Here is an 18,300-nt window from a genome sequence, read left to right as displayed (position 1 = left end):
CCGGACAATCTGATCATTCGACTTTGCGCATTTCAGGACTGCCGTCTCGGTTAGGAGGCGGTTCACAAGTTCAGCAATGGTGCGGGGTGACGGGAATTACGGCGCGTAGCAGGCGACGTCGACGAGCCGTCGAAGGAACGATGGCGGCGATCTGAGCATGTCGCCTTCAGCGGGCGACATGGCGGCCTGTTCGAACCACAGGTGCTGGCGCAGACGGGCCAAGGCATCGGCGAAAGTCGGCGCTGGTTTCGGATACCAGATGGCGCGCCGGGGCGACAGAGCGAGGCGGCCGGCATTCTGATGGACGTACAGCGTGATCAACGAGTAAAGCCCGAACAGCAGTGGGGCGGTGCGGAATACCGCCGGGTCTGCCCACTGTCGCTGGGTCTCGATGCCGAGATGAGCACGGCTCTCCTCATACGTCGTCTCCATTGCCCAGCGGCGGTTGAACCATTCCAGGACGGTGCGTGGCGACACCGACAGGTCGGTGCACAGAAAAGCTTCCGGATCGCGCCGGCCATCGGGATAGCGCACCATCACCCAGAGGATGGGCACGATCGGCTTGCCCTGGTGGTGCCACAGCGCCGTTCCGGAGGCATAGTCGATCCAGCCGCCGGGGCGCCACCGGGTTCGGCTTGGTTGAGCCGCCCGGTGCCAGACGGTAACCTTGTCGGTCAGACGGGCCCGCAAGCTGGGTTGGCGGGCGCCTTTCATTATCTGCCGCAAGGTCAAGGGCGGGTCTGGTGGCGGATCGAACAGGCGGGCATCCAGGCGCAGCCGAGTGATCGCGACCATGTGCGGGCTGACGGCGTCGAGCAGGGTCAGTGCGGCGAATTCGCCATCCATGACGGCGACCAGCAGGCGATCCGGCAGCCAGCGGTGGAGACGCAGCAGGATGCCCCGTGCCCAGACGGTGGTCGGCCGATAGTGCCGGCCCTGTGCCTCGCACCAGGCGCGGCTCGGCACCAGCGCGCTCAGCACCGGCAGCCCCCAGATACGGCCGGCGAACGGAACCTCGACCAGCAGCATGGCGGTCATCCAGCGCAATCCGCGGCTGGTGACCGTCTGCTCCGTCGAGGACCGGAGGGAGTCGAAGCAATGGCTTGCTGGGCGAACACGGGCTCCCCTGCGCCGTTCAAGAGTATGGTCGACACCGATGACGATCGGGCCGTCCGGGACGAAGGCGTTGACCAGGGCGTTCAGCAGGGTGCGTGCGAGCTTCAGCCCCGACCAGCGATTCCGGTTGAGTACGCGGTGAAAAGCGGCGAAGCCGGGATCGTCCGCCAAGCCGAGGGTGCGGAGCAGGTTGGCCACGGTGCGGGGACCAACCGCCAGCACCGCACCGACCGCGAGCGCCGCCACCGTAGAGCGGGTGCGCCCCGAAAATGCATCCAGATAGGGCCACAGCCAAGCTACGAAGGTTTGGGGAAGAGAGACGGCTGGGCGTGGCATGGGGCACCTGCGGTGTCGTCGGACGTTGACCAGCCAACAACCTTTCGCCGACGGTATTGCGACGCCCGCGCAGGACAGGACAAGTGTCCCCAAGTGCGCAAAGTCGAAAACACCTATCGCGCTCTCCTCTAGCTCACCGTGATGCCGCGCGCCGCCAGCATCTCCTCGACCATCCGAAGGCTCAGAGGGTAGCGATGGTACAGCCACACTGCGGTCATGATGACCTCGGCGGGGTAGCGGTAGCCGGAAAAACGGGGATAGGAACGCGTCGTCATGCCCCTACCGTACCCAGCCCGACCGCCCCCGGCAATCCCGCCGCCGCCAACTTGACGGTGCCCACGGAATAATGTCCGCCTCGAGGATCGGTTCAAGCTCCTGGTCCGGGACCACCTGTCGGAAACGATGGCGCAATTTCCCTATCTCTACCAGCCGCAACTGCCGCCCCACCATGCCGGAGGCTTGGACCCGATCTTCTGGTCCTTCGGCTTCCTCATGGCAACCTGGCTGGCACCGCGCGCCTGGAAGAGCATGACCAACCCGGACAAGCCTGAGCACACCACGTTCCAGGCCTTGCACCCTCTTCTGATCGGCACAACGCCTATCATCGAGGCCGACTACCAGCCCTGGCCAAGGCAATCCCCGACCTTCGCGAACACTTCAAGGCCCGCCGCAACAGATCCATGCGGTGATCCCGGGGAACCGGTGAAGGGTGCGCTCACACTGCTTACGTCGCAACTATAGCTGTGCGCTGTCCTGTTTTCTCAGCCACGTTTCGATCACAGACGGATTGACAACGTATTCAGGCACCCGCCACTCTGCCACCGCTAGAAGGTTCTCGCAGAATGCCTCCGGCAGGCGCATCTGAGACTCTACCGTATGTCCTACCATGTGTGGGGTAAGGATGGCGTTTGGAAGGTCGCGCAGCGGACTATTCTCTTTCAGCGGCTCTGGGTCGAACACATCGAGGGCGATGCGCATAGCAGGTCGCTCTGCGGCGAGCGCGGCGAGCGTATCGTCGGGGACGATGCCGCCCCGCGTGATGTTGACAAACACCACGTCCGGTTTCATCCGGCGCAACGCGTCAAGATCCAGCATTCCTCGTGATTCAGGATTGAGCGAAGCCGCCATGATAACGACATCGCTTGTCGCGAGCACCTCATCGAGGCTCTGCGCGGCGACATATGCGGGCATCGGTCGCGTCGTGCGCACCGAGGCGACGAGCCTCACACCCCATGCAGACAGCCGTTCCGCGATAGCCTGTCCAATTTTGCCAAAGCCTATCAGGCCAACTTTCTTTCCCATGAGCATCCGCGCACGGACCTGCGAGGGACGCGGCAGGTTTTCGCGAAGGTAGCGCTCAGTGCCATGAAGGTCATAGAGCGAAGCCAGCGTGAAGAGAACTGCGGCCTCGGCCATGCTGACGGAGTTTTCCGTAATTTGGCCATTCGCCACGAGTATGCCGTTTGCTGTCGCGGCCGAAACATCGAACCCTTCGACCCCTGTGAACGGGGAAACCAATGCGCGCAAACGCGGCATCTTGGCAAACAACTCCCGGTCGGCTGTAAAGCTTGAGGACGCGCCAAGGATTTCCAAACACTGCAGCGCGTCAACTGCGGCAAGCAGATCGTTTCGCGTTAAGAACCGCGCCACACTATGGCCGCGCCGTTGCAACTCGTCATGGGCTGGATTGAAGAATCGATCAAAGGAGGACGATCCCACTAAAGCAACAATCAAGATTTTAACCTCCACATGAGTTGCCTGGACAATCCTAGTTGGCGGGTCCTACCATTCAAGACCGAGCGTACGTTGTAGTCGTAGACTGCGACCAGGTCTGGCTAAATTGCATATCTTCGCTTAGTGTGTACGAACACAGAAATCCATTGGACCTAACGGCCGATCACGCCGTCGTCCATGAAACCAATTTCGCTACGTCGCCGAGCCACTTATCAGCGGCAACCTCAATGTGATCCACCACCGTTCCGAAAAAGAACTGTCAACGAGCCATATTTTGTCGACACCGCCTTGATTGTCCCGCGGGACAAGCTCGATTTGCCTGCCGCCGTTTCCGGCGACTGGCTTTTCTGCCCTGCTAACCCTTGCAATCGGGACGAGAAGATGACAATCCCGAAAAATCCAGCTTCTAAGCCAATTCATTTAATCTAGTACCGGCGACCTCGCGTCTCACCTTCGGGCCATGATTGGCTGGAGAACCCAAAGCATCTGCTGACCTATAGAAACGGATAGCTCGGCTCCTGATCAAAAGAGCTAATCTACCACAACTGCACCGGCTATCGATACCTGTCCTGGTGGCTTATCCCCGAGTGTCCGGTGGCACAACGAGGCTCTCGCCTTCATCGCCGACGAGGCCACCTTCTGGATCGGCGCATGATAGGAATTATAACCCATAACGCGCAAAGTCGAGGATCACTTTCGTGTAGTGACCCTAAATACAGGTCGGCGTGGTCGGAGCTGATGTGGTGGAAGACGCCGGCGATCGTGCGCCGGACACGATCGTTGAAGCCCTCGGCCCCGCGCTCGAGCCGTGGGCCCACCTGCTGGTGGACAGCTCCGGGCTGAAGCTGTGTGTACCCCTCCGCCGAGCGCCGCCTTGTGACGGCCCTGGGAAGCTGAATCATGGGGCCTGTCCCTATGGCTATCCCTATGGCAGTCCCTATGACTATCCAACGCGTCGAGGTGATTACGGGTCTGGAGAAGCGTCGGCAGTTCACCGACGAGGAGAAGCTGCGGTTGGTCGAGGAAGCGTTCCAGCCCGGCGTCAAAGCGACTGAGGTTGCCCGATGCCAAGGCGTGGACGTCAGTCTGCTCTATCGCTGGCGCCGCCAATTCTTCGGTCCGCAACCCCGGCTGCCGGCCTTCATGCCGATCACCGTCGCCACCGATGAGCCGTCGCTGGAGGACGCACCGGAACCGACCCCAGCCTCCTGCACTCCGCCCGACGGCATCATCGAGGTTGAGTTCGCGGCGGCCCGTCTGCGGATCACCGGCCCGGCCGATCCGGCTCTGGTCGGAACGGTGATCGCCGCGTTGTCGGGGCGGTCAGCATGATCCCGGTGCCGTCAGGCGTGCGGGTCTGGCTGGCCGGCGGGGTCACCGACATGCGTTGTGGAATGAACTCGCTGGCGCTGAAGGTCCAGGAAGGGCTTGGCCGGGACCCTCATGCCGGCGATCTCTACGTCTTCCGTGGGCGTCGCGGCGACATGGTGAAGTGCCTGTGGCACGATGGGCTCGGCATGTCGCTTTACGCGAAGAGGCTTGAGCGAGGCCGTTTCATCTGGCCCAGCCCGGCAGACGGAGCCGTGGCCATTTCCGCTTCACAGCTCGCGTATCTGCTCGACGCAATCGACTGGCGCAATCCCCAGCAAACCTGGAGGCCACGCTCGGCCGGATAGGCTGCGACACAGTGAATCAGCCCGCCGTGATCCGGCAGGAAGAGCAAGGATCGATGCGGGTTTCAGGGTATAATCCGGCCCTATGGACGCCTTGCCCGACGACATTGCCAGCCTGCGCGCCGCCTTGGCGCAGGCCGAGGCGCGGGCGGACGCGGCGGAAGCCGACGCGGCCCGGGCCAGGGCGATGGCGTCGAATACCGAGGCGCTGATCGCCGGCCTGAAGCTGGAAATCGAGAAACTCCGGCGCGAACTCTATGGCACGCGCTCCGAGCGTAAGGCGCGCCTGCTGGACCAGTTGGAGTTCCAGCTCGAAGAGCTGGAAGCGACGGCCAGCGAGGACGAGTTGGCGGCCGAGCAGGCCGCTGCCCGAACGACCGCGGTGGCGGCCTTCAGCCGCAAGCGGCCGTCGCGCCAACACTTTCCCAACCACCTGCCGCGCGAACGCGTCGTTGTGCCGGCCCCGGCGAGCTGCCCGTGCTGCGGCTCGGACAAGCTGTGCAAACTGGGCGAAACGATCACCGAGACGCTGGAGGTGATCCCGCGCCAGTGGAAGGTGATCCAGACGGTGCGGGAGCGGTTCTCCTGCCGGGCCTGCGAGACGATCAGCCAGCCGCCGGCGCCGTTCCACACCACCCCGCGGGGCTGGGCCGGCCCCAATCTGCTGGCCACCCTGCTGTTCGAGAAGTTCGGCCAGCATCAGCCGCTGAACCGGCAGGCCGAACGCTTCGCGCGGGAGGGTGTGCCGCTCAGCCTGTCCACCCTGGCCGACCAGGTGGGCACCGCCGCCGCGGTGCTGAAGCCGCTGCACGACCTGATCGCCGCGCATGTGATGGCGGCCGGGCGACTGCATGGCGACGACACGCCGGTGCCCGTGCTGGCCAAGGGCAAGACCGACACCGGGCGGCTGTGGGTGTATGTGCGTGATGACCGGCCGTTCGCCGGCCAAGCCCCACCGGCAGCGCTGTTCCACTATTCGCGCGACCGCAAGGGCGAGCATCCCGAACGGCACCTGGCCGGCTTCACGGGCTGGCTGCAGGCCGATGCGTTCGCCGGCTACAACCGGCTGTACGAACCCGACCGCAAGCCGGGGCCGATCCGCGACGTGCTGTGCTGGGCGCATGCAAGGCGCGGCTTCTTCAAGCTGGCCGACATCGCCGCAAACACCAGGCGCGGCAAGGACGCCCCGCCGCTCTCACCGCTGGCGCTGGAGGCCGTGAGGCGCATCGATGCCCTCTTCGATCTCGAGCGCGCCTTGAACGGCAAGCCGGCGGCCGAGCGGCTGGCGGCCCGCCAGGAGCACGGCGTTGCCCTGGTAGCCGCGCTGGAGGATTGGATGCGGACGGAGCGCGCCCGGCTCTCCCGCCATGCCCCCGTGGCCAAGGCGATGGACTACATGTTGACCCGATGGGACGGCTTCACTCGGTTCCTCGGCGACGGCAGGCTATGCCTGACGAACAACGCCGCCGAACGCGGCCTGCGTGGGATCGCCATCGCCCGTCCATTGTGCCCATGCCGGGCAGGATGTTGACGTCCATTACCGCTGGCATCCGCTGCATGGCCGTCGCGTCCGGGTGATGTGGAGCGAGGCGCGCGCCATTGGCCATCTGGTTTTCGTCGAGGCGGCACCCGGCATCATCACGGTGTTGCCGGAATGGATGCTGGACCCTGTCATCTGCGCCGACATGGAACTCGGTACGCCGCGGGTCGCGGTGGAAGCGCTCATCAACCTTCAGCGTCAGCTGAGCGACGGCGGATTCAGGCGAAGCTCTCCAGGCGATGCGATCATCGTCCCGGAGGAGCGACATGAAAATGCCGTCAGCAACAACACGACGGGCCAAGACCCGGCGCCAGTTCAGCATGGCCTTCGACACCGCAAGGCTGCGGACGATCAGCCCGGCCGACCGCGCCGCGGCAGTGGTGCAATTGGCCCTTCTCCTGATGGAAGCCGCAGGTGCCAGAACCGGGGAGCGTGACGATGGCGAACCCTGATCTCCTGCCGCCGTCGGTGCTCAAGCGCAAGGCCGTGGTCTACGTCCGCCAATCCTCCCCGGCGCAGGTCCAGACCAATCTGGAGAGCAAACGGCGGCAGTACGAACTCGTCGACGCAGCCAAGCGCCGTGGGTTCCGCCGGGTCGAGGTGATCGACGACGATCTCGGGCGCTCCGCCAGCGGTACCATGGCGCGGCCCGGGTTCGAGCGGCTGGTGGCGTCGCTCTGTGCCGGTGAGATCGGCGCCGTGCTGTGCCTCGACGCCTCCCGGCTCGCCCGCAACGGCCGGGACTGGCACCACCTGCTCGAACTCTGCGGGCTCGTCGAGGCCAGAGTGATCGACCTCGACGGCGTCTACGATCCGGGGCGACCGAACGATCGGCTGCTGCTGGGTATGAAGGGCAGCATGAGCGAGTTCGAGTTGGGAGTGCTGCGGACCCGGATGCTCGATGCCGCCCGCAGCAAGGCGCGGCGGGGCGAACTGCGCATCAGTGTGCCGATCGGCTATGTCTGGCACCGGGAGATCGGTCTGGGCTTCGATCCCGATCTGCGGGTCCAGGAAGCGATCCGCCTCGTCTTCGCCCGCTTCCGGGAGCTGGGCAGCGCGCGCCAAGTCCTGCTGTCGCTGGCAGCGGAAGGAGTCTGCTTCCCACGGCCGTCCGACGGGAAGAGACTGATTAGCTTCGACTGGACGCCGATCCGCTACCGCAACGTCATCAGCGTGCTCAAGAACCCCTTCTATGCCGGCGCCTACGTCTACGGAAAGAGCCAGCACCGCACCGAAATCGTCGAAGGGCGGGCGCGGAAGAGCTATGGCCACGGCAAGCCGCTTGAAGAGTGGGAGGTTCTGCTGAAGGATCACCACGAGGCCTACGTGGACTGGGACGAGTTTGAGCGCAACCAGACGCTGCTCGCCGCCAACGCCTACGGCCGGGTTGGCGGCGCGAAGTCGGGACGCGGCGGGCGCGCCTTGCTGGTTGGCGTCCTGAACTGTGCGCGGTGCGGACGGCGGCTGACGGTGTCCTACCGTGGCCGTAGCCCGAGCCAAGCCGGCTATCGCTGCGACCGTCCGAACCAGATGCTCGGGCTGCCACGATGCCTTGGGTTCGGAAGTTCCCGGGTGGACGAGGCGGTCGCCGGCGAACTTTTGCGAGCCGTCGAGCCGATGGCGATCGAGGCCGCGCTGGAAGCTGAGCGGAGGCATATGGAGCACCAGACCGAACGACGGCGGATGGCGGAGCTGGATCTTCAGAAGGCGCGCTATGAGGCGACGCTTGCGGAACGGCGCTATGCCGCCTGCGATCCCGACAACCGGCTGATCGCCGCGCAGCTGGAAAAGAACTGGGAGGCGGCGCTTCAGCGTGTCGAGGCGTGCGAAGCGCGGATCGCGTCCGTGTCAGCTCCTGTTCCGGCTCCCGCGGCGCCGGACTTCGCCAGGCTGGCGGACGACCTGCAGGCCGCCTGGAACGCGCCGGGGGTGACCACCAGGGCGCGTCAACGGCTGCTGCGGACGTTGATCGTCAACATCATCGCCGACGTCGACGAGGCGGCGCGCGAGGTCATCCTCACCATCCATTGGCGCGGGGGCCAACACTCGCAGCTGCGTCTCATCAAGCCGCAAACCGGGGAGCACGGTTGCCGAACGCCGGAGGAAGCGATGGCGGTGATCCGCAGCATGGCGACGCGCTGGTCGGATGCGGACATCGCCGCGCAGCTGAACCGGATGGGCATGCGCACCGGGCAGGGGAAATCCTGGACCGGGCACCGTGTCAGCTCGTTGCGCCGGGTCCATGGCATCCGCGCCTACCGGTCGGCCGAGAAGGATGGCGAATGGCTGACCCAGTACGAGGCCGCCGCGGCACTCGGCATCTCGCGCCACCGCCTTGTCCGGCTCATCAATGCCGGGCTGATCGTCGCTGAGCAGGTCGTGCCCGGCGCTCCCTACCAGATCCGTGCCTCCGACCTTCGGGAGCAACGGGTTCTTGCCGCGGTTGGACGCAAAGGCGAACCGTGTCGCCTCGCTTCCGAGGATCAACTTTCAATGTTTCCAGACACTTGAAGAAGAGGGGCACAATGAACACACCATCGCTTTGGGCCGGAAAGCGTGGCTGTTCTGCGGCTCCGATCGCGGCGGGCAGCGGGCGGCGATCATGTATGGCCTGATCACCACGGCCAAGCTCAACGACGTTGACCCCCAGGTGTGGCTCGCCGACGTGCTGGCCCGCATCAACGACATCCCCCAAACCCGCCTGCACGAACTGCTGCCCTGGAACTGGAAGGCAATCCGCGAGCAGAAGAAAGCGGCCTGACCGCGGCGCTCAGCGGATGCTTACAGCTGTGTGGACCGGGCGTACGGCTGACTGAGAAGCACGGCACGAAGCGGCGGCGCTCCTGGCGCGTCCTGCACCTTAGGATGGGCGCGGGCAGCGGGCGGATCGTCGCGACCACGCCGACTGAGCGCGGCGTCGATGACGCTTGGCAGGTTGCCCCTTTGCTCGACCAAGTCGCCGAGCCGGTCGCTTCGATTACGGGCGACGGCGCCTACGACCGAACCGGGGTCTATGCGGCGGTCCACGAGCGCCATCCCGAAGCCGCGGTGGTGGCACCACCGCGCCGCGATGCCCTGCTCAGCGACACGGCCGAGACCGCTCCCACCCAACGCCACCGTCACATCCAAATGATCGCCGAGACCGGACGGATGAGGTGGCAGCAGACCAGCAACTACAACAAGAGGGCTGGCGTGGAGAGCCAAATGGCGCGCTGGAAGGGCGTCCTCGGCGAGGCGCTACACTCCCATTCCGATCAGACGCAGGCCACCGAAGTCGCCATTGACGTCATCGTCCTCAACCGCATGCTCGACCTCGGAGGCCCGAACTCCGTCCGCGTCGCCTGATCACCAACGGAACTGGGGCGTCTCTTGCACCGCTCGCCTCGCTGCAACACACCGGGCGCCGGGGCCAGCATCACGCAAAGTGCGGGAGAACCAGTATCCAGCCAACACTAATAGTGCCTTTTGGCCCCTCCACCACATCAGTGTCGCCCGGTGAGCGTCTCCAGCACCCTCTGCAGCTGCTGGGGCGTGGCCGGCTTGTGGATGACGGCCAAGCCGTGTCCGGCAATCTTCCCGCCAAGGTCGAAGTCGGCCTCGCCCGTCAGGACGAGAGCAGGAATATCGATGCCAATACTATCGCGCAGATGGAGGATAACATCGGTACCGACCTGCCCCCCGCGCAGGCGGTAATCGGTGACGATGACGTCAGGGGGACGACCGCCATCCTTGAGTTTGTCCAGGGCTTGATCGAGGGACTCTGCGGCCAGAACCGTAAATCCCCACTGTTCCAAGTTTATTTTCAGCCCCATCAGCACGTTGACGTCATCGTCCACCACCAGGGCGAGGCGGCCAATTGCGGGCGTCGTGGGGATCGGGGTGGGACCGCGGGATGACATGCCCCGACCGAGAGGCAGTTCGATGGAGAACACCGATCCCACGCCCCGCGTCGACCGGACCGTCACCGGGTGGCCGAGCAGTGCGGAAAGGCGACGCACGATGGCGAGCCCCAGCCCTAATCCCTGGTTGCGGTCGCGCTCCGGGTTGCCGACCTGGTAAAACTCCTCCCATACCAGTTCCAGATGCTCGGGCGGGATGCCGATCCCGCTGTCCGCGACGTCGAGGCGCAAGGCACCGTCCATCTCCTTGCAGGTGATGGAGACATGCCCCCGCTCGGTGTGGCGTATGGCATTCTTGATCAGGCTGCGCAGCATCTGTCCCAGCAGAGCACGGTCGCTGCGCACTGTCTCGTTTCTATGGATCACCTGCAGTTCCAGGCCCCGGGCGGCGGCCAGCGGTGCATAGGCGTCCGCGATCGGTCCAATCACGGCGCCTATGGCAAGTTCCTGGATGTCGGGCTGGACCACCTTCGCATCCAGCCGGGAAATGTTGAGAAGGTTGTCCAGCAAATCGCGCAGGGTGTTCAATCCACTTTCCAGATGCCTTGCCGGATCCTGACCGCCCGTGGCGATGTGCGGCTTGACGACTTCCAGGAACAGGAACAACGACTGCAAGGGTTGCCGCAGGTCATGGCTGACGGCCGCCAGGAAGCGCGATTTGCTCCGCGTCGCCTGCTCAGCGGTATCGCGGGCGCGTTCGGCATCCTCCATCGCCGTCTGGATCTGTTGCTCCGCCAGCCGGCGTTCCGTCACGTCGGTAGCGGCGCCGAACCATTCGGTGATTTTACCGTCAGCGCTTAGAAGCGGCACCGTTCGCGAAAGCGTCCACCCGAACGTACCGTCCGCGCGGCGGCTCCGGTGCTCCAGAACGAAAGCCTCCCGTTTGTGAACGGCATCCCGGATCGCCTCCTCAACCAAGGTCCGGTCTTGAGGATGGATGTAATCATGCAGCCAATTGCGGTTCGGTCGCTGCCTATCGGCAGAACGGCAGCCTTTGCCGATCAGGCGCATCTCGGTCCAGTCGGGGGTGGCGCGATAGACGACATAGGAGGTTGCTTCCACCAGCGCACGAAGCCGGGCCTCGCTCTCGTGGAGGGCCGTTTCGGCATGCCGCCGCCGGGTGGTTTCCCAATTCGTGAGCAGGAGACCCCACCCCTCCCCCCTCGGCAAGGCGACTCGGCTCAACCGCCAGTTGAACCATGCCGGTTCAGGGCACCTACCGTCCCTTTCCAACATGACCTGTTCGTCATTGACTATATAGGGCTCGCCGGTCTCCAGCGTCCGACGGCAGATCGCCTCGAAGTGCGGCAAGAAACCCGGCCATATCTCGTGCACGGCCCGTCCGACGACCGTCCTGTCGGGGACCATGGCCTGGAAGGCGGGATTGGCCAGCAGGATGGTGAGATCGGTTCCCCGGATCAGGGCGCTGCCGCCGAAGCTCTGCGCGAAGGTCGCGTCCAGCAATTCGCGCTTGCGTTGAAGATCGCGCGTGATCCGCCTATTCTCCGCTTCGACGCGATGCCGCACCGTGACCTCGACTGCCGTCATCAGGACGCCGCCGATGCCGCCGCCGGAGTCGCGGACCGGACTGTAGGCCAGATCGAACCAAGTCTTCTCCCCCATGCCGTGCCCCTGGACTGCCAGTTCCACATCCGAAACAAGGCCGGCCTCGCCGTGCAGTGCGGCTTCGACGGCCGCCGCATCCAGTCCCCAGGCATCCGCCAAGCAGCCGCGCACCGGTTGCCCCAGGATGGCGGATCGTCCACCACCGTGATCTCCGGTGGCGGCGATCCGGTGATAGGCATCGTTGTAGATCAGGACGAGGTCGGGTCCCCACAGGACGGCCTTCGCCAGAGGGGAACCCGACATCAGTTCCACGACGATGCGGAGGGACGCCGGCCAGTCCTCCGCCGGCCCGAGAGCCGTGCGGGACCAGTCGAAGGTTCGGATGACCTGCCCCAAGGCATCACCACAAGCCGGCCCAATCGTCGACAATCGGTCTTCGCCAGCATCCATGTTCGTCATCCTGGGTGAATAGGCCGCAGCCTTCGGGGGTAGGTGGACGGTTGGACAGGACCCTTCGGCCATATTCCTTTTGCTCATGGTCTTTTTCCCCTGGGGATCTGCGACGTTCAGGCGGCCTTGATCGACGACAGGAAGCGGTCGACGTTCGATCGCAGGGTTTCGGCCTGCTGCGACAGGCTGCCGGCCGAACCCCGCACCTGCCGTGCCGCCGCGCCGGTCTCGCCGGTCGCCAGGGTCACGGCGCCGATGATGCCGGACACCTGCCGCGTTCCGGTCGCAGCCTGCTGGACGTTGCGGGAAATCTCGGCGGTGGCTGCTCCTTGCTCCTCGACCGCGGCGGCGATCGAGGCCGAGATCTCGTTGATCGAGCCGATGGTTTCGCCGATGTCGGCGATGGCGCCGACAGCCTCTCTGGTCGCGTCCTGGATCGCCGCGATCTGGGCAGCGATGTCCTCCGTGGCCTTGGCGGTCTGGTTGGCCAGACTTTTGACCTCGCTGGCGACGACGGCGAAGCCCTTGCCGGCTTCGCCGGCACGGGCCGCCTCGATGGTGGCGTTCAGCGCCAGAAGGTTGGTTTGGCCGGCGATCTTGGTGATGAGCTGCACCACCGCGCCGATGCGCTGGGCGGTGTCGGCCAGCCCGCGCACCGTTGCGTTGGTGCGTTCGGCCTGGGTGACCGCCTGCCCGGCCACCGCCGTCGACCGCGTGACCATGCCGGCGATCTCGCGGACCGAGACCGCCATCTCTTCCGTCGCGCTCGCCACCGTCTGCACGTTGGCACTGGTCTGTTCGGATGAGGCTGCCGCGGTCGTCGCCTGGGTGCTGGTGCCTTGGGCCGTCGCCTCCATCGCCTGCGCCGTGCTGTCCAGTTCGGCGGCGGCGGCGGCCACCGTACGCAGGGCTTGGGCGGCGTCCTGTTCGAAGTGGATGATCAGCCGGTCGACCGTCTCGGCCCGCTTCTCCTTGGTGGCCTGTTCCGCGGCCTGGGCGGCGGCGAGCCGGTCCGATTCGATCAGCCCGTCCTTGAAGATCTGGACGGCCCGGGCCATCGCGCCGATCTCGTCGCCGCGCGTGCCGCCATCGATCGCGGCGGCATAGTCCCGACGCGCCAGGAGCAACATCGTGCCGGTCAGGCTCGAAATCGGACGCGAGATGGTTTTCACCGCCAGCCAGCCACCGAAGATGCAGAGTGCCAGAGCCAGCAGGATCGTGATCACCATGCCGACGACCGCCTCGTCGTAAGCGGCCTCACCAGCTTTCGCCGCCATCTCGGCCTGATCCGCATTGTATGTGATCAAGGTGTTGATTGTGTTTTCCACCTTGGTCACGGCGTCGCGGGATTCGCCCTGCATGACGGCCAGCGCCGCTATGTTGTTATTGTCGCGGGACAGCGGGAGGAGCTTTTCGCTGCTGATTGTTTGATAAGCCCGCCAAGCAGTGAGGAATTCGCCGTATAGGGCTTTCTCCCTGTCGTCGTCGACGATCATCTGACGGTACTGGTCGTGGGCGTCGTCGAAAGCCTTCAATGCGGCGGATAGCCGCAGCTCGACCTTTTTCTGGCTTTCCTCCGTTTCGCTGAGGATGTGCTGAGTTTCCTGAACACGATACTTCAGAGCGGCTTCATGCATCTCCGCAAGTGTCTGGATGGATGGCAATACATTTTCACGGACTTTCCTTGCTCCCGCGTTGAGTTTGGAAATCTCAAAGAATGAAAATCCGCCAAGGGCGATAAGAAGTGCGAGGAAGAGGCTCAGGAGAAGCAGAATCTTCATTCGAATCGATGCGGTGTGAAGTATGTGCATTGTGAAACCCTGTCCCATTGGTGGTTTGGTTTGGATAAACACGTGCCCTCTGGCGCTTCGTCGAAGCTGTTGAAAAGCGCAATACTCCTCTTCACCATGGGTGAGATTAACAAGCCCCGGTGTGCCATGGCCTGCCGAGCGCTTTCGTCACCCGTAACCGTGGTCTGGGCCTTTTCGAAGCATCAGGCCGCTTTCCAGCATCCGGGACATGAATGCCCCTGCGCATGGCGCGGCACCGCGGCAAGCCCTGCTGCCGCGCAACGGCGCGCCTTCGGCGCAGGGCCTGGCGGCCAGGCGTGCCGCGCAACCCTTTCTTCGTCCCGAAGGCAGGCTGATCCCGCGCTCAGTGCGCGGGTGTCATTGTTGGCCAGTTCTCACGCGGATGCGGCCTTTGCTGGCTTACGTCTCCCTGCTTCTCCTCCATTTCGTTTGAGGCACTCTAAAGTGCCTTGCGAAATCGAGCATAATCGATCAACAAATGTTGACCGAACATTGCGGCAATTAATGTGGCACTAAAGCTTGATGCGATATCAACCTCGTATAATCTTCAAATTCCAGTGGAACTGACAGAAAATATCCTTGACCAATTTGACAACCGGAGGTCTTCAGCCAATCAAGTTGATCTTTGGTCTCTATACCCTCGGCAACGATTTTCAGACCAAGCGAATGCCCAAGGATGATCATTGATCGGATGATCGCCTCATCTACATATGTATGTCCAATGCCAGATACAAAGCTCCTGTCTATTTTAAGCTCAGAGGCAATTTTATGCTTGATATATGGAAAAGAAGAATATCCGACGCCGAAATCATCAATTGATATGCCTATCCCTGCCTGCTTTATGAGTTCCATCTTCTTCAAGGATCCAGAGTTTGTTTCCAAACGCTCACGCTCCGTAATCTCGATTCCCAGTATCCGTTGAGGAATATCTGCATCTTCAACGCTTTGAATAAGCTCATCGATAAAGCCGGGAATACATAAGGACAGAGGCGATATGTTGACGCTGATCGGCGGGAAATTGAGGGCGAACGCCTGCCAAGCCTGAATCAGCCCAATAATCCTTCTGTAAACGAAACGATCGAGATCGACGATCTGGTTGGTCATTTCGGCGACGGGAATGAAATCGGCCGGCGAAATCTCTCCGAGACGCGGATGGCGCCAACGAATCAAGGCTTCGGTACCAACCAAACGACGACTGTCGTCTAGGGCATATTGGGGTTGAAATACCATCCTGAGCCATTGGCTGGAGTTGGTGAGAGATTCCCGCAGAGCGTCGGCGATGGCCGTGTGCATCATGGTCTGCACCTTGACTTCTTTGTTTCTCAACGTGCGAGTATCTGCGCAGCGTTCCTTGTCTTTAGCAACGCATCGGCACTTTGGTTGATGGCAGTGGAAATCTGAGCAATGTTTCCGGTGATCGTTCCGACGACGATGGCTGCGCTTTGCATATTGGACGACATGTCGCGCGTGACGGCCGTCTGCTCCTCCACGGCAGAAGCCGTAACAGACACGTTCCGCTGTACATCCCTGATGGAGTTTGTAATGCGGCGGAGGGAGGATACGACGTCATGCGACGTGGATTGAATCCGTTCGATTTCCTGGCCGATCTGCTCGGTGGCTCTTCCCGCCTGATTGGCCAGGTTCTTCACCTCGCCAGCCACCACAGCGAAGCCTTTTCCGACTTCGCCTGCACGGGCGGCCTCGATGGTGGCATTCAAGGCGAGAAGATTGATTTGCGCTGCGATGTTTTGAATGATACCGAGAATGTTGCCCATGTCGGCGGCGGCCTGTGAAAGACGCTGCGACGAGGTGTCGGCGGACTGGGCTTGCTCGGCTGCCCGGTCGGCGGCGATTTGCGATTCGACCATCCGTTGGGCGATTTCGTTGATCGAGGCGGAAAGCTCTTCGGAACTGGCTGCGACGGTCTGCACGTTGCCGAATGTCTGACTGGCGGCGGAGCCGACGGACAAAGCCAAGGAGTTGGATTGCGAAACGGCAGCCTCGATTTCCGTGAAGTTGGAATCGATCATCGTCTTGAGGTTGGCCAGCAGGCTGACCTGGTCGGTGATGTCCGTGGCGAACTTGACGATCTTGAACAGCGAGCCGTTCAGGTCGAAAATCGGATTGTAGCTGGCCTCCAGCCAAATGATGCGACCGCCCTTGGCAATCCGCTTGAATTGCCGGCGCTGGAATTGCCCCTGACGGAGCTTTTCCCAGAACTGCCGGTATTCGAGGCTGTCCCGGAATTCCCGCTCAACGAACAGGCTGTGGTGCTTTCCCTGGATTTCGGGGAAGCCATAGCCGATCACTGCAAGAAAATTATCATTTGCCGAAATGATAGTTCCGTCAGGAGTGAATTCGATGACGGCTTGCGATTCCTTAATGGCGTTGAACTGACCGATCAGATTGGCATATTCCCGTTTCTGGTCGGTGACATCCGTTGCATATTTGATCACCTTGCGGGGGGTGCCGTCCTTGCGCAGCACCGGATTGTAGGACGCCTCGAGCCAGACCTCTCTGCCGCCCTTGCCGATGCGCTTGAACTGCGTGCGTATGAATTGGCCGCTTTTCAGCTTGTTCCAGAAATCCTGGTATTCGGGGCTGTCCCGGAAGGCTTTCTCGACAAAAAAACTGTGGTGCTTTCCCTTCACTTCCTCGAAGGTATATCCCATCGTTTCAAGGAAGTTGCCATTGGCGGCGAGAATGGTCCCTTCCATATCGAATTCGATGAAGGCTTGCGAGCGATCCAGGGATGCAAGGACTGCTTCAGCGTCGCTGCGCTTTGATGATTGAAAGAACACCTTAGAATCCTTCTCGATTTCCTACTGCTGATACTTGGTGTTTTCACTTTTCTGGGATACTTGGTGTTTTCACTTTTCTGGACATGATGATCACGTTCTCAGCCGCTTTCTGCGCTTTCAGCCGCAACTGAATCATTAGCCGGATGGGTGATCGGGCCGTAGTGGCTTGGAAAGCTATACGGGTTTTCTCTGCCGCAGAACTGTATTTCTTGGCGCAGAAAACGATTACATTTCAATTTATGATTAATCTCTCGTTTTAATGCCAACTCCCTAGTCATCAAGTGATTTGCAGACGTATGATTATCAAATCTTTCTGACTGAAAATCATCCTAAAACAGCGATTTCGCGCTAAGCGAATGGGTTTTCTGCACCGATAGAAAGTCCAGACCAAAATAGTTTAAATAGTTAGCTATATGGAATAAGTAATAGATATATGCATATGGGGAGGTTTTGTACTTTTTTATCACCTAATCATCTGATTTGTATTCGGCAGATTACAAAAAATTACTTTTAGGATTTTTTTCTCTCTCTACGCATGCGCTCACGCCCCAGGGCAATCGCTTGATCCTCATGCCTGTAGTATTCGGAGTTCCGGGAGTAATGGAACAGACAGCCGACATAAGGGAGTTTGGAGCCTCAGGCCAATTCGTCCATGACCTGGGCGGGATCATGAAGCGGGTGCAATTCGCCGCGGACAACCCCATCCGATAAGGTGAAGGCGTAGCGGCCGAGCGTGTTGATGTGTTCGAAACCGAGCGGCGACAGCAGCGCCACATCCTCGTCACGCACATCGAAGCCTTACGTCCGCAGTTGGTCGAGTGCTGCATCCATGAAGATCGTGTTCCACAGGATGATGGCGTTGAGGAACAGACCGGGGGAGTCGAACTGGTCCTCCTCGCCTTCGGTAGTACTGGCGCAGTTCGCCGCGCTTCCCATGGAAGACCGTACGGGCAAGCTGGTGACGGCCCTCGCCACGATTCAGTTGGATGAAGATGCGGCGGCGGTGGGTTTCGTCGTTGATGTAGGCCAGCAGGTCGAGCGTCTTGATGATCCGTCCCAGAGCCTCCAATGCCCGCGCCAGCTGGGTCGGCCGATCGTTCGTCTGCAGAGTCCGCATCAGCCCGCCAGTCTGGACAAGGCCCAGCTCGGGCGATCCGGCAAAGCGCGACAGGTCAACCCAATGTTGGACGATCAGGTTGATGTTCACCGTATGAGAGGCTAGCCGCCTTTATTCACCGTGGTGGCGAGAGGCCTGATGGCCGAGTGGAGATCCTCATCGCAGGATTGTGTGGAGGCGCGCCGTCAGCCGCCATGTAGAAGGCGTGGTGAAGCGGGCGGAGTGGTGGACGGGATCGGGTGACGGGCTGGAGCAGG

General features: G+C 62.2%; 12 protein-coding genes and 4 pseudogenes. 8 read left to right on the top strand and 8 right to left on the bottom strand.

All coding sequences use genetic code 11. The features are described from left to right. Positions 1-96 precede the first annotated feature (96 nt). Both ABNQ40_RS35990 and ABNQ40_RS35985 read right to left on the bottom strand, forming a co-directional pair. Positions 97-1,362, bottom strand: a complete 1,266-nt coding sequence (locus ABNQ40_RS35990; RefSeq protein ID WP_391349735.1) for a transposase — start codon at positions 1,360-1,362, stop codon at positions 97-99. 221 nt (positions 1,363-1,583) lie between these two features. After that, a pseudogene (locus tag ABNQ40_RS35985) lies at positions 1,584-1,727 on the bottom strand (IS6 family transposase); the annotation flags it as partial. A 127-nt stretch (positions 1,728-1,854) separates the two neighbouring features. Between ABNQ40_RS35985 and ABNQ40_RS35980 the strand changes: the two are divergent. After that, positions 1,855-2,193 (top strand): hypothetical protein, encoded by a 339-nt coding sequence (locus ABNQ40_RS35980; protein WP_391349733.1) that lies wholly within the window; start codon positions 1,855-1,857, stop codon positions 2,191-2,193. Here ABNQ40_RS35980 and ABNQ40_RS35975 read toward each other — a convergent pair. Further along, the gene (locus tag ABNQ40_RS35975; RefSeq protein WP_170296062.1) at positions 2,188-3,186 is read right to left on the bottom strand and encodes an NAD(P)-dependent oxidoreductase; all 999 of its coding nucleotides are present in this window, start codon (positions 3,184-3,186) and stop codon (positions 2,188-2,190) included. The genes ABNQ40_RS35980 and ABNQ40_RS35975 overlap by 6 nt on opposite strands. Before the next feature lie 939 nt (positions 3,187-4,125). On the opposite strand from ABNQ40_RS35975, the gene tnpA reads away from it, so the two are divergent. From tnpA to ABNQ40_RS35940, 7 genes and pseudogenes are all read left to right on the top strand, one after another. After that, positions 4,126-4,518 carry a transposase gene (gene tnpA, locus ABNQ40_RS35970; protein ID WP_377806517.1) on the top strand — a complete coding sequence of 131 codons (393 nt, stop codon included), beginning with the start codon at positions 4,126-4,128 and terminating at the stop codon, positions 4,516-4,518. After that, positions 4,515-4,862: an IS66 family insertion sequence element accessory protein TnpB gene (tnpB, locus tag ABNQ40_RS35965; RefSeq protein WP_109047194.1), complete on the top strand. Its 348-nt coding sequence runs from the start codon at positions 4,515-4,517 to the stop codon at positions 4,860-4,862. The genes tnpA and tnpB overlap by 4 nt, the downstream gene beginning before the upstream one ends. An 82-nt stretch (positions 4,863-4,944) precedes the next feature. After that, positions 4,945-6,360 (top strand): annotated as a pseudogene (gene tnpC / locus ABNQ40_RS35960) (IS66 family transposase); the annotation flags it as partial. Next, positions 6,341-6,835, top strand: coding sequence for a hypothetical protein (locus ABNQ40_RS35955; protein ID WP_391349817.1), 495 nt, complete (start codon positions 6,341-6,343; stop codon positions 6,833-6,835). The pseudogene tnpC and the gene ABNQ40_RS35955, both read left to right, overlap by 20 nt. A 2-nt stretch (positions 6,836-6,837) precedes the next feature. Then, positions 6,838-8,910: a recombinase family protein gene (locus tag ABNQ40_RS35950; RefSeq protein ID WP_377806519.1), complete on the top strand. Its 2,073-nt coding sequence runs from the start codon at positions 6,838-6,840 to the stop codon at positions 8,908-8,910. A gap of 25 nt (positions 8,911-8,935) precedes the next feature. Further along, positions 8,936-9,160: pseudogene (locus tag ABNQ40_RS35945) on the top strand (transposase domain-containing protein); the annotation flags it as partial. A gap of 104 nt (positions 9,161-9,264) precedes the next feature. Then, positions 9,265-9,744 (top strand): transposase, encoded by a 480-nt coding sequence (locus ABNQ40_RS35940; protein WP_391349730.1) that lies wholly within the window; start codon positions 9,265-9,267, stop codon positions 9,742-9,744. 137 nt (positions 9,745-9,881) lie between these two features. On the opposite strand, the gene ABNQ40_RS35935 is transcribed toward ABNQ40_RS35940, so the two are convergent. The 5 genes and pseudogenes from ABNQ40_RS35935 to ABNQ40_RS35915 all read right to left on the bottom strand — a co-directional run. Continuing rightward, positions 9,882-12,314, bottom strand: coding sequence for an ATP-binding protein (locus ABNQ40_RS35935; protein ID WP_377806521.1), 2,433 nt, complete (start codon positions 12,312-12,314; stop codon positions 9,882-9,884). A 116-nt stretch (positions 12,315-12,430) separates the two neighbouring features. Then, entirely contained in the window at positions 12,431-14,095 is a 1,665-nt protein-coding gene (locus tag ABNQ40_RS35930) for a methyl-accepting chemotaxis protein (RefSeq protein ID WP_391349727.1), read from the bottom strand. A gap of 531 nt (positions 14,096-14,626) precedes the next feature. Then, on the bottom strand, positions 14,627-15,421 hold the full coding sequence (locus ABNQ40_RS35925) for an EAL domain-containing protein (RefSeq protein WP_377806741.1): 795 nt from the start codon (positions 15,419-15,421) through the stop codon (positions 14,627-14,629). Between the two features lie 26 nt (positions 15,422-15,447). Then, positions 15,448-16,926 carry a PAS domain S-box protein gene (locus tag ABNQ40_RS35920; protein WP_377806522.1) on the bottom strand — a complete coding sequence of 493 codons (1,479 nt, stop codon included), beginning with the start codon at positions 16,924-16,926 and terminating at the stop codon, positions 15,448-15,450. 636 nt (positions 16,927-17,562) lie between these two features. Continuing rightward, a pseudogene (locus ABNQ40_RS35915) lies at positions 17,563-18,148 on the bottom strand (Tn3 family transposase); the annotation flags it as partial. Positions 18,149-18,300 lie beyond the last annotated feature (152 nt).

This window comes from Azospirillum sp. A23, from assembly GCF_042938965.1.
GTDB classification, from domain to species: Bacteria; Pseudomonadota; Alphaproteobacteria; order Azospirillales; family Azospirillaceae; genus Azospirillum; species Azospirillum melinis.
Note: the sequence above shows the minus strand (reverse complement) of the source record. Positions and strands in the feature narration are given on the sequence as shown.